This window comes from Maricurvus nonylphenolicus, from assembly GCF_042854845.1.
Lineage (GTDB): Bacteria > Pseudomonadota > Gammaproteobacteria > Pseudomonadales > Cellvibrionaceae > Maricurvus > Maricurvus nonylphenolicus.
Map to the genome: position 1 here is coordinate 1,824,150 of NZ_AP031498.1, position 12,835 is coordinate 1,836,984.

Sequence of the window (12,835 nt, forward strand, 5' to 3'; positions counted from 1 at the left end):
TGAATTAAAGGAATAACAATGACGGACGATCCATTTGCGGATGCCGGTATTGATACCCTGGCGGTAAGAGCAGGGCAGGTTCGCACCCATGAAGGTGAGCACGGCGAGCCGATTTTTACGACATCCAGTTACGTATTTAATAGCGCTGAAGAAGCGGCTGCACGTTTTACCGGCGAGCAGCCGGGTAATGTCTACTCGCGTTATACCAACCCCACCGTACGTATGTTCCAGGACCGTATTGCGGCACTGGAAGGTGGCGAGGCAGCTGTAGCGACATCGTCCGGCATGGCGGCGATCCTGAGTACCTGTATGGCGCTGTTAAAAGCGGGCGATCATGTGATTTGTTCGCGCAGTGTGTTTGGTACCACCACCGCATTGTTCACGCGTTATATGCAAAAGTTTGGTGTCGAAACCACGTTTGTTAATCCAACTGACTACAGTGAATGGGAGGCGGCATTTAAGGACAATACCCAGTTATTGTTCCTGGAGACTCCGTCCAACCCCCTGTGTGATGTGGTGGATATTCCGCGTCTGGCCGATATGGCTCACAGTCGTGATTGTCTGCTGGTAGTGGATAACTGCTTCTGTACACCGGCATTGCAAAAGCCGTTGGAACTGGGTGCCGATATCGTGGTGCATTCAGCGACCAAATACCTGGATGGTCAGGGCCGTTGTGTCGGTGGTGTGGTTGTTGGACCCGCTGAACCACTTAATGATGTACTGATTTTCCTGCGCACTGCTGGTCCAACCATGAGCCCGTTTAATGCCTGGGTTTTCCTCAAAGGTTTGGAGACCCTGCGCCTACGTATGGACGCACACAGCGCCAATGCGCTGCAAATTGCCGAATGGTTGGACGCTCAGGATGCGATTGAAAGAGTATTCTATGCAGGTCTTCCGGCGCACCCTGGACATGACCTGGCGGTCAAGCAGCAGCGAGGTTTTGGTGGCGTACTGTCGTTCCGTGTCAAAGGTGATAAGGCGGCAGCCTGGCGTTTTATTGATGCCACACAGATTATGTCGCTAACGGCCAACCTGGGTGATGCCAAAACCACCATCGTGCATCCAGGCACAACCACTCACGGGCGCTTAAGTGATGAAGACAAAGCCCAGGCAGGGATTACCGATAACCTGATTCGGGTAGCGGTAGGGCTGGAGGATCCGAAAGATCTAATAGCCGATTTACAGCGTGGTATCGATGCGCTGTAAAGAAGTGTCAGAGTGAGAAATAAGGAGGCTTTTAGCCTCCTTATTTGTTTATACTGCAAGACATAAACAAATTATAAGAAGAGATAGGACGCTGTAGATGGAAAAACTTATAAGCCAGTTGATCGCTGATATTGGTAAGGTTCTTCTCGGTAAGGAGCAACAAATCAAACTGGCACTCACCTGTCTCTTCGCCAGAGGTCACTTGCTTCTTGAGGATCTTCCCGGCATGGGCAAAACCACGCTGGCCCATGCGCTGGCCAATGTGCTGGGTTTGAGTTACAAGCGTGTGCAATTTACCAGCGACCTGTTGCCAGCCGATATACTTGGTGTTTCGGTATTTGATCGCACCACTAATCAGTTCAGTTTTCATCCCGGCCCAGTGTTTACCCAAGTGTTATTGGCCGATGAAATTAACCGTACCACGCCAAAATCCCAGAGTGCTCTTCTGGAAGCCATGGCGGAATATCAAGTTACCGTAGACGGTGAAACCCGCGAGTTGCCGCAGCCGTTTTTTGTTATTGCCACTCAGAACCCCATTACCCAGTCCGGTACCTTCCCTTTACCAGAATCCCAGTTAGACCGTTTTTTAATGCGTATCGAACTGGGCTACCCCGATCGTCATGCGGAGCTGGAGATCTATAAAGGCAATGACCCCAGTCGCGGCTTGGGGGATTTAAAGGCGCGAGTAACGACAGAGCAGTTACTGCAAATTCAAAATGCCGTAGAGAAGGTGTCTGCCAGTGACGGATTGCTGGATTATCTACAGCGTATCGTGGCGTTTACCCGCACGGAAAAAGATTTCTCGTTGGGCATTTCACCCCGTGGCGCACTGGCGCTGCTGCGCTGTGCCAAAACATGGGCGCTGATTCACGGTCGCAAGCATGTGATTCCGGAAGATATTCAGGCGGTGATGCCTTCGGTGATTGCCCACCGGGTACGGGATGCCGCCAATTATACCGACCAAAGTGGTTATGCGTTGGTGGAACGCATCCTTAATGAAGTGGATGTGGTGAGCTAAAGGTGGCAGTCACTGATCGAATCAGCGACTTCTATAGGCAGCGTTTTTGGCGTTGGGTAAGCCGGCGATTACAGCCACAGCGTAAGGTTACGCTGGATAATAAAAAGCTGTTTATTTTTCCCTCCAAAGCGGGTTTTGGCTTTCTGGGTTTTGCTGCCTTGCTATGGCTGGTGGGCACCAATTATGAAAACAACCTGATCCTTGGTTTGGCTTTTACGTTGACGGCATTATTTGTTGTCACCATCTTGCATACTTTCAGCAATTTATCGGGTTTGCAGCTGGAGTTTGTCTCTTCATCCTCCGTTTTTTTGGGGGATGATGGTGAAGTGGAATTACTATTACAGCGTCCCATGCAAAAAGGAGGAAAGTCCCAAGGCTACGAGAATATTCTCGTGGGTTTTCCTACCGGGGGGCAAACTATCACTGATCTGATTGAGGATGATCAGGTTCGTATTAAAGCCTTTGTGCCTACTTGCCAGCGCGGATGGTTTAACCCTGGACGTTTATTGGTGGAATCCCGATTCCCGTTTGGCATTATCCGTTGTTGGACCTGGCTGGATATGGATATGCAAATTTTGGTTTATCCACAGCCCTTGGCAGCTGGAAAACCTCCGCCATCAGAAGTTAGTGGTGATGAGGGGGAATTTCACTGTGAGCACGGAGCAGAGGATTTCTACGGCTTTAAAAGCTATCAGCCCGGTGAATCGCTCAAGCAAATAGCCTGGAAACAATACGCCCGCGGTGGTGATCTCTATACCAAGGAATATGCAACCCATCGCGACCAGCATTTATGGTTGGATTGGGATTCTCTTGAAGGTATGGGGCGTGAAGAACGCTTATCCCGTTTGTGTTTTTGGGTCCTGGAAATCAGTAAAACCCAGCAAGAATATGGCTTGCGTTTACCGGGAGTAGAGATAGTTCCTGGCACAGGTTTACCGCACAAGCAGGCGGTATTAAAAGCCTTGGCATTGTTCGAATGCCAGCATGCGCCAATGATAAAGGTGGCGCGTCCATGAGTCATTATCTGTTACCGCGAAACAGCTTGCTGTGGCTGCTGGGTGCACAAACCGCTGCCATAGCCCCCTTGGTTCCACATTTACCCGCATTTATTTGGGCGGCCTGGGCTGCCGTTATGTTGTGGCGTTTGCAGGTGTTTCGTGGTCGCTGGGATTTTCCAAAGGCACCCTTGAAAGTGGTGTTAGTCATATTCTTTTCGGCAGCACTTTATCTTAATTACGGTAATTTCAAGGGTATGGAGCCGATGGTGGCTTTATTGGTCAGTGCCTGTTTACTAAAATTACTGGAAATTCGTGTCTATCGTGATTTATTGCTGGTGGTCTATCTCAGCTACTTTTTAGTCGCTACCCAGTTTCTCTTTTCGCAGTCTATGTTAACGGCTCTCTATGGGGGGCTGTGTCTGTGGATGGTAACGGCAACCTTGTTGGTTGTGCATCAACCTTCAGGGCATACGGCCCCATTCCGAAGCGTACGCTTGACGGGGCGTATGTTGTTGCACTGTATTCCTCTGATGTTGTTGATGTTTATTATTATGCCCCGGCTGGGTAGTTTCTGGGCTATGCCCAATTTGCAGCATGCTACCAAAACCGGTGTTAGTGATTCCATGGCGCCAGGGGATTTTGCCAATTTGACCCGTTCCGGGGATGTTGCATTTCGGGTTACCTTTGAAGGCGAGCCGCCGCCAACAAAAAAACTCTATTGGCGTGGTTTAGTTTTTTCGGATTTTGATGGCAGGCAATGGCGTCAGGCTGATCCAGATGATTATTTTGATGGTGAGGTGGTGAGCTGGTTTGATAAGCGAGAGCCTGGTTGGAAAGGATTAATTGAAAACAGCGGTGAAGCTCTGGCTTATTCTGTCATTATGGAACCCTCCCACCAACCTTGGCTATACGCTTTGCCAAGTGCAGTCGCTGTGGAGCCGGAAATAGGGTTAGCTCGGGATTTCCGCCTGGTTAAACAAGGTAATGTCACGCAACGAATCCAGTACCAGGTTAAGAGTTATTTGGATTACCAGCTGGAAGTTGATCCTTTACCGCAATGGCGCTTGCGTCGAGAATTACAGTTGCCAGACGGTTTCAATCCTCAAGCGCGTGCTACCGCACAACAGTGGTACCAGGAGTCGGGTTCGCCCCAGGCATACCTGCAGCGTGTTTTAGGATTCTATAATCAGTCGTTTACTTATACCTTGCAGCCGCCACTGCTGGGTGAGCATTCGGTCGATGAGTTTTTGTTTGGCAGTCAGCGCGGTTTCTGTGAGCACTTTTCCAGCAGCTTTGTGTTTATGATGCGAGCTGCCGGAATACCCGCTCGCGTGGTGGTTGGTTACCAAGGCGGGGAATACAATGAGCTGGAAAACTACCTGATAGTTCACCAATACGATGCCCATGCCTGGGCTGAAGTCTGGCTCGAAGGGCGTGGCTGGTTGAGGGTAGATCCTACGGCAGCTGTAGCGCCTCAGCGTATTGAAAGTGGCTTGGATACCGCTTTGCCAGTTGCTGAAGTCTTTTCACTGCAGCGTTATCGACAGAATCCGTTTTTAAATCGCTTGCGCCTAGAGTTGGATGCGCTGAATTATCGCTGGCATCGTTCGGTGCTTGGTTACGATTCACAAAAGCAAGCCGAGACTCTGAGGAATATTCTGGGAGAGGTTACCCCTCAACGCTTGGTGATGTTTGTTGCCTTGGTCGGTGGCGGCATACTCCTATTGGTGGCCTTGCACCTGTACTGGCAGCGCCGCCCCCAACCCCAAGACCCCGCCATTAACGCCTACCGACGCTTTACCGACAAACTGGCGCGCCGACAATTCCCGCGCCAGCTGGGTGAGGCGCCAAGGGATTATATCCAACGCTTAGGTGAATCTGATTTGGTGGCACAAAAGCCTGAGCTGCTGGAGCAGGCCCAAGCCATCACCGCACTGTTTGAGCAGATTTACTACCAGGATCGACGAGTTCTGCTGGGGCGCCTAAAAAGCCAAGTTCGCAGCTTTTCACCATAATATCTAGCGGGTCTCTCTGAGGGCTTTCTATTCTCCCTTAATTTGCATAAAAACCTTAATAAAATCAGGGGGATAGCTCCTGGGGCTTGAGAGTTGACTCCGGAAAATGCACAATATTGGCGTTTATCTTGCCTGAAAGTGGTGCTTTAGTTGTAAGTCTTTGATTTATAAGGCGCTATTTTTGGGCTTTATTGTGGTTGTTGTCTTTGTATGGGGCGTATTTGTCTATTTAAGGAAAGTAACCACGGCATAGCACGAGAAAACAGTCAGAGCCTAGAGCAATTAGAGTGAAAATATAATGAAACTAACAAAAAAATTAGTGGGGACAGGGGCAGCGATTGCCTCGGCAATGATGGTCGCTCCAGGCGCCATGGCCGAAGGATTGGATGGGGCTAATACGGCGTGGATCTTAACCGCTACCGCGCTGGTATTGTTTATGACCTTACCGGGTCTGTCACTGTTCTACGGTGGCTTGGTACGTAGCAAAAACGTACTGTCAGTCTTGATGCAGTGTTTTGCCATCGCTTGTGTGGCTTCTCTGTTGTGGCTGATTGCCGGTTACAGTCTGGCCTTCAGTGAAGGCAACGATTTTATCGGTGGTCTTAGCAACGCCTTCTTTGCCAATGTAGGGCGTGACACCTTATCCGGTGATATCCCAGAGTCCCTGTTTGGCATTTTCCAGATGACCTTTGCGATCATTACCCCAGCGCTGATTGTGGGTGCCTTCGCAGAGCGTATGAAGTTCTCCTCCATGTTGCTTTTCAGTGCTTTCTGGCTGTTGGCAGTCTACGTACCGGTATGTCACTGGGTATGGGGCGGTGGCTGGTTGGGCCAAATGGGCCTGCTGGACTTCGCCGGTGGTACCGTTGTCCACGTCACCTGTGGTGTAGGTGCACTGGTAGCTGCGTTGGTTATCGGTAACCGTAACGGTTTCCCAACTACCGCTATGCCTCCACACAATATGACCATGACTGTTATGGGTGCAGGTATGCTGTGGGTTGGCTGGTTCGGCTTTAACGCCGGTAGTGCCCTGGCAGCCAATGGCGATGCGGCTATGGCCATGCTGGTGACTCACATTTCTGCAGCTGCAGGCTCTCTGTCCTGGATGGCGATGGAATGGATCAAGTTCCGCAAGCCAAGCGTTCTGGGTATCGTAACCGGTATGGTTGCTGGTCTGGGTACTATTACCCCGTGTTCCGGTTTCGTAGGCCCTGCGGGTGCGCTGGTGATTGGTCTGTCTGCAGGTATCATCTGCTTCTTCGCAACTCAGATTATCAAGCGCAAGCTGCAAATCGATGATTCTTTGGATGTATTCCCTGTGCACGGTGTGGGCGGCATTATCGGTACCCTGTTTGCCGGTATCTTTGCCTCTACTGAGCTGGGTATTTTCAGTGGTTACGGTTTTGCCGACGGCATCAACTCTATCGGTGAGCAGTTCACTGTTCAGGCTATCGGCGTAGGTGCCACTTTGGTTTACACCGCAGTTGTTACCTATGTGTTGCTGAAGCTGGTCGGTGTTATGACTGGCGGGATTCGCGTAAGTAAAGAAGACGAGACTGCTGGACTGGATATCGTTTTGCACGAAGAGTCTGGTTACAAGCTGTAAGTTTTCAGTTTTATTGAAGACTAGAAAAGGGCTGCCTTGATAGGGCAGCCCTTTTTTTGTGCTGCAATTTTGTGGTTCTAAATTCGGAGGCAGCCGGGGGGAGCTTCTCTTCGCGGCCATAAGCGGCAGGAAAAAGTCAGCGCTACGTAAACTCCCTGGCGGTCAAACAACCTCCGCGACTACCCTGACTTTTTCCTGCCGCTTAAGCGATGGCCTGATTGCTACGAGAAGCTCCCCCCGACTGCCTCCTCCCTTTGTGCCAATCCCATCTTTCCCTCATTTAGTTTGTGTTGATACCCAATTCGCTTAATTTTTATTGAAGGTAGGTTTACCCAAGGGGCGGTGGTGCCAGCGACCAATCAGGCTGCGTTTAAGACTTGTCCTGAGGCGGGAGTGTTTACGAGGACTGTCTGAGCGTTTTTGTAGCGAGTTCCGCAGTGCGAGCGCCTCAGGACAAGTCTTGCAGCCGGGAGCAGGTACCACCGCCCCTTGGGTGAACCGGGGCCTACAACGATCTAGGCGTTACTATATGTCAACCGCAAAGTCCCTACAGAGGTTAGGCCCAAAACCCAACCAAGGTTAGGTATCTGCCAAACCTCGTCTTCCTATAATCGAATCGTCGAACTGGCTAGGTGCGTCTTTCTCAGACGTAGTATCACAACCCTATCGATAAATGATTATTCCAGTCCCGCATAACAACAATTAAGGCGGGGTAAAAACAATGGAAACACTGAAGAGAGTGGCTGACGATGAAAAAAACCATACAACACACCAAGCTGGCCCTGGCGGTTAGTGCAATTACGTTTACAGCAGGGCAGGCTTATGCGCAGGAAGAATTCGCCCTGGAAGAGATTGTCGTAACCGCGCAAAAGCGTGCAGAAAGCATGCAGGAAGTGCCTGTGGCTGTATCAGCAATTGGTTCCAATGATATTGAAGCCCTGGGTTGGGATAAGCCGCAGGACGTAGCCGCTCAAGTGCCCAATATGCAGATGAGTGCGCCTTTGGGTGATGCGCAGCCGTTGTTTGCGATTCGCGGTGTATCCATGATTGATTACACGCCTTCCGCCTCCAGCCCTGTTGGTGTGTACGCCGATGAAGCCTATATTGGTTCGAGTTATCTGCATGGTTTATCCATGTTTGATATGGAACGTATCGAAGTTTTACGTGGTCCACAGGGTACTTTGTACGGTAAAAATACCACCGGCGGTGCTATTAATTTGATTTCACGTACGCCGGATCTCGATGGTGTCACCACAGGTTTTGTGACAGGTGGTGTGGGTAATCATGGAATGAATATGAGTTCCGGAGCTATTGAGTCCCCGTTAATTGATGGCAAGCTGGCCGCACGTTTTGCTTATACCTACAAAAAAGATGACGGCATCTGGGATAACAGTAATGGTCCCGATATGGGCCAAACCGATTACCGTGCGGCGCGTTTAACCCTGAACTACCAACCGACTGATGATTTAAATGCGGTACTGAAAATCACCCATGGTAAGAGCACGCCACGTGCCGCGGTTAACCGTGCGGAAGGCACTAATGGCGGTTCGAACTATGCCGGTACCAACGGTGTAGATTTCGGTGAAGGTTCTATCAACAAGGTTGGTAAGAGTGAAACCGAAATGACCGGTATGAACTTGAAGGTCAGCTACGAGATGGAGCAGTTCAGTCTGGTATCGGTAACGTCTTATTACGATGGTGATTACCTGGCTGAAACCGATGTGGATGGTACATCTGCTCCTCTCGCGGGTATTGACTGGAAATCGGATACCAAAGCCTATGCGCAGGATCTTCGTATAGTGTCGGATTTTGACGGTGACTTTAACTTTATTGCCGGTTTGTATTACGGCCATGAAGATATCAATACACACGTCTTGCACGATGAGTTTTATTTCCCGGGTATGACCAATATCCCGGCAGGTTCTCCAGTGAATGCACTGCAGTTCCTTGGGCAGGTGGATCGCACCATGGATGTCACCAAAGAGTCCATGGCACTTTACTCTCACTTCACTTATGACATCAATGAGAACCTCGGTTTAACCGTAGGCCTGCGTTATACCGAAGATGAATCTACTCGCGATCAGATTCGTTACTGTCGTATCAATGGTATCGATCCTGGCTTCGGGCCTCTGGCTGGGCAGCCAACAGAAGGTTGTTGGTTGCCGGGTAATACCACAGGCTTGGATTCACCCATTAACCCAGCCACTTTCCAGTGGACCCATTCCAATGGTTTAACTAATGCTTCCGGTGAAGAGCTGACCGAAACCGAGCGTGAATTCACCGGGACTATCTCGCTGGATTATCAATTAACGGAAGATGTCATGACTTACGTGAGTTATTCTCGCGGCTTCCGTGCCGGTCAGTTTAACAACGGCTTGGTGTATACCGCTGATACCCCGGCATATGCTGACCCTGAATTTGTTGATGCCTATGAGCTGGGCTTTAAAGGTGAGTTCTTCGACAGCCGTATGCGCTTGAATGGTTCATTGTTCTACTACGATTATGCCGATCAGCAGTTTGTAAACCAGGTGGGTGTTTCAGCCAACTTGGAAAATGCTGGTGGTGTAGATATCTACGGTTTAGAACTCGAACTGTTAGCCATGCCTACCGAAAACCTGACTATTCAGGCGGGCCTGGGTTTGCTGGATAGTGAGTACAATGAATTGGATTTGTATTCCGGTGCGGCACAAGCCAGTGTAGACCTGAAGGGCAATGAGCCTGTGTCTTCTCCGGATGTTAACTTCAATATTGCTCTGGACTATGAGTTTGCTGTTACCGATGGTATTTACGGTAAGTTCCATATTGATGGTAACTACCTGGATGATCAGTGGTTCAGTGCCTTTAACGATAAGGAAGGTTTTGAAGAGATTAAGCAGGACGCCTACTGGTTGTGGAATGCCCGTACTACCTTTACCGATGAGAGTGAGCGTTATGCGCTTTCCCTGTGGGTGCAAAACATCGCCGATAAGGAATACGACGTTTACGGTATTAACCTGCAAGGTGGCTTCGGCTTTAACTACTTTATGGAAGGTCGTCCACGCAGCTACGGGGTAGATCTGACTTACCGTTTCTAAATCCAGCTCTATAAGCGTTAAACGCTATAAGCCCCGTATGCATTGTGCATACGGGGCTTTTTTATGAAAAACCCAACCAAAGCTAGGCGCCGCCAAAACCCCTAAACCCTACACTGGAGTGAACATTGATTTAGAGAATCAGAGCGAGAGAGCTTTATGGGCAGCAAGCTGGGAAAAATGGATCGCCGCCAATTTGTGAAGTGGGGCAGTGCCGTATCAGCGGGTATGGTAGCTTCGAATAACAGTTGGGGCCTAAGCAGCCTGAAACCCATGGAGCCACTTACCGATACCCTGAGTAAGGATTACCCCTATCGCGGTTGGGAAGATATTTATCGTCAGGAATATGAATACGATTCTGTTGGTTATGCGGCTCACTGTGTTAACTGCCACGGAAACTGCGCATTCAAGGTATTGGTAAAAGACGGCATTGTGGTACGTGAAGAGCAGTTGGCGCAGTACCCGCAAATTGACAGCCGCATTCCCGATACCAATCCCCGCGGTTGCCAAAAGGGGGCTATTCACTCTCAGGCGATGTACGAGCCGGACCGTTTACGTTACCCCATGAAGCGAGTAGGTGAGCGAGGTGAAAGCAAATGGCAGCGTATTAGCTGGGATCAGGCGGCCACAGAGATCGCCGATAAAATTCTCGATATTCATGAACAGTACGGTCCGGGAAAAATTCTCACCCATACCGGTACTGGCGCCTTGTCCGGTGCGCGTTTAGCGGCCGGTGTACGTTTTGCAGCTCTGCTTGGCGGTGTTATTGAAGACCAAATGACCGATGTGGGTGATGGCCAATCCGGGCAAACCCTGGCAACCGGAGATTGCCTGCAAAACTTTACCAGCGATGCCTGGTTTGATGCGGATTACATTATCAACTCGTTCCATAACCCGGTGATGACCCGCATTCCTGATGCCCATTATATGACAGAGGCCAAATACAACGGTTGTCGAGTGGTATCGGTTTCACCGGATTATAACCCTACAGCTATCCGCTCGGATCTGTGGATTAATATTAATCCCGGTGCCGATCCCTTTATGTATATGGCCATGGTGCAGGTGATCCTGGCGGAAAATCTGTGGGATGCTGCATTTGTTAAAGAGAAAACCGATTTAACCCTGCTGGTTCGTAACGACAATGACAAGCTGTTACGTCAGAGTGATCTGCAGGCAGATGGCAAAGCGGATGTTTTCTATATGTGGGATCAGGCAAGCGGCAAGGCCGTTACTGCGCCGGGTTCGATGGGTAGTGACGTCAAAAGCCTAAGCCTGAATGGTATTGATCCAGCACTGGAAGGTGAGTTCGAAGTTGACGGCATTGCTGTTAAACCTGCCTTTGTACATATGCGGGCTGAAGCCAATAATTACACACCGGAATCGACAGAAGAAAAAACCGGTGTACATCCCAGTATTGTCCGCGACGAAGCTCGCCGCTTTGCCAAGGCCAAAAAAGCGTTTGTTGTATCAGGATTTGCCTCTGCAAAAATGCTTAACGGTATTTATATTCAGTGGGCACAGGTATTGATGTGTTCGCTCACCGGTCACTTGGGTGAGCGGGGCGGATACTTTAGCCCTTACAGTATGTTGTCCCAGGAAGGTGTATTCGGTTTGTGCTTCCCGAAGGGCAAGATGCCGCGTTTTGAGTGTGGAGGTTTGGGCGAGTATGTTCACGGTAGAAAGATTGATGATGCTCGCAAACACTATAACAGTGACAAGCTAAAGCAGCGGGCGGGTTTTACGATTGATGAGCTGGACGAGATTATTCGTCACAGTATTGAATCACGCCAAATGCCGGTTTATGAAGGCATCAAGGCCGGTATCCTCACGGCAGATAACAAGTTTGTGCGAAACAAAGGGCCTGAATACCGCGAACGCATGCTCAAACTGTTTGAAGAACTGTTGGTGGTTATTGATATTCGTTTGAATTCCACGGCGCAGTTTGCCGATTACGTACTGCCAGCCGCAGCCCATTACGAAGCCTGGGATGTACGCACAACACCGCTGCACCGTCATGCCAATCTGTTTACCGCGCCTGCAAAACCGGTAGGTGAATCGAAATCCGATTGGAATATTAAAGGGCTTATCCTGCAGAAACTGCAACAGCGTGCTCAGGAGAGAAACTTCCAGGCGTTTGAGGATGGTCCCATCAAACGTGACTTCACCACGATTTATGATGAATACACCTTGCAAGGTACGGTAACGGACGATAAAGCGGCGACTCGCTGGATTATCGAACATACACCCGGTTTCAAACCCGGTGACTTCGAGCGCGGGGTAGAGCAGGGATTTCTGGTGGTGAATAACAGCCCGTTGCAAGCGGATTGTAAAATCGAACCCAACAAACCCATTCATTCCTGGCGTGCACAGGATGAAGACAATAAACCTTTCCCAACCCTGTCGGGACGTTTGACCTTCTATTGTGATCACGAGCTGTTTCAGCGCCTGGATTCCTGTGTGCCCACGGCGCGTTGGAACTCAGGTCCGGAAGCCTCAGATTACCCTTATACCTTCTACACACCGCATACTCGTTGGGCGATCCATTCATCCTGGCGCAGTAATAAATATATGCAGCGCTTACAGCGGGGAGAACCTTTTGTTTATGTCAGCCCAAAACTGGCTGCCGAGAAGGGCATTGTTGATGGTGGTCAGGTACGTGTATTTAACGGTCTGGGCGAGTTCCAGGCTCAGGCCAAATTAATGCCGGGTATTCGTGATAATCAAGTCATGATGGAACACGCCTGGGAGCGTCATCAGTTTAAAGGCGGGCAGGGTTTAAACAGTGTGGTAGCAACCCTGATTCAGCCCTTGGAAACCGTGGGTAACTGGGGGCATTTGAAATTTGAGCTCTATAAGTGGAACCCCAACTCTCTGGCCAACGAGACGGGCGTCGATATTGAAGCCGTGCAAGCGTAGTGATT

At 50.0% G+C, this 12,835-nt stretch carries 7 protein-coding genes; all 7 read left to right on the plus strand.

Annotated features, from left to right (window positions below; genetic code table 11):
• Window positions 1-18: 18 nt before the first annotated feature.
• The 7 genes from ACGHZ6_RS07855 to ACGHZ6_RS07885 all read left to right on the plus strand — a co-directional run bounded on the left by ACGHZ6_RS07855 (window position 19) and on the right by ACGHZ6_RS07885 (window position 12,830).
• On the plus strand, window positions 19-1,206 hold the full coding sequence (locus tag ACGHZ6_RS07855; RefSeq protein WP_390618279.1) for an O-succinylhomoserine sulfhydrylase: 1,188 nt from the start codon (window positions 19-21) through the stop codon (window positions 1,204-1,206).
• 97 nt (window positions 1,207-1,303) lie between these two features.
• A complete protein-coding gene (locus ACGHZ6_RS07860; RefSeq protein WP_390618280.1) occupies window positions 1,304-2,224 on the plus strand; it encodes an AAA family ATPase in 921 nt (306 codons plus the stop codon).
• A gap of 2 nt (window positions 2,225-2,226) precedes the next feature.
• Window positions 2,227-3,240 carry a DUF58 domain-containing protein gene (locus ACGHZ6_RS07865; protein ID WP_390618281.1) on the plus strand — a complete coding sequence of 338 codons (1,014 nt, stop codon included), beginning with the start codon at window positions 2,227-2,229 and terminating at the stop codon, window positions 3,238-3,240.
• Window positions 3,237-5,237 (plus strand): DUF3488 and DUF4129 domain-containing transglutaminase family protein, encoded by a 2,001-nt coding sequence (locus tag ACGHZ6_RS07870; RefSeq protein ID WP_390618282.1) that lies wholly within the window; start codon window positions 3,237-3,239, stop codon window positions 5,235-5,237. The genes ACGHZ6_RS07865 and ACGHZ6_RS07870 overlap by 4 nt, the downstream gene beginning before the upstream one ends.
• 349 nt (window positions 5,238-5,586) lie before the next feature.
• Window positions 5,587-6,843 carry an ammonium transporter gene (locus ACGHZ6_RS07875; RefSeq protein WP_390619156.1) on the plus strand — a complete coding sequence of 419 codons (1,257 nt, stop codon included), beginning with the start codon at window positions 5,587-5,589 and terminating at the stop codon, window positions 6,841-6,843.
• 749 nt (window positions 6,844-7,592) lie between these two features.
• Entirely contained in the window at window positions 7,593-9,917 is a 2,325-nt protein-coding gene (locus tag ACGHZ6_RS07880; protein ID WP_390618283.1) for a TonB-dependent receptor, read from the plus strand.
• A gap of 156 nt (window positions 9,918-10,073) precedes the next feature.
• Window positions 10,074-12,830 carry a molybdopterin-dependent oxidoreductase gene (locus ACGHZ6_RS07885; RefSeq protein WP_390618284.1) on the plus strand — a complete coding sequence of 919 codons (2,757 nt, stop codon included), beginning with the start codon at window positions 10,074-10,076 and terminating at the stop codon, window positions 12,828-12,830.
• Window positions 12,831-12,835: the final 5 nt, after the last annotated feature.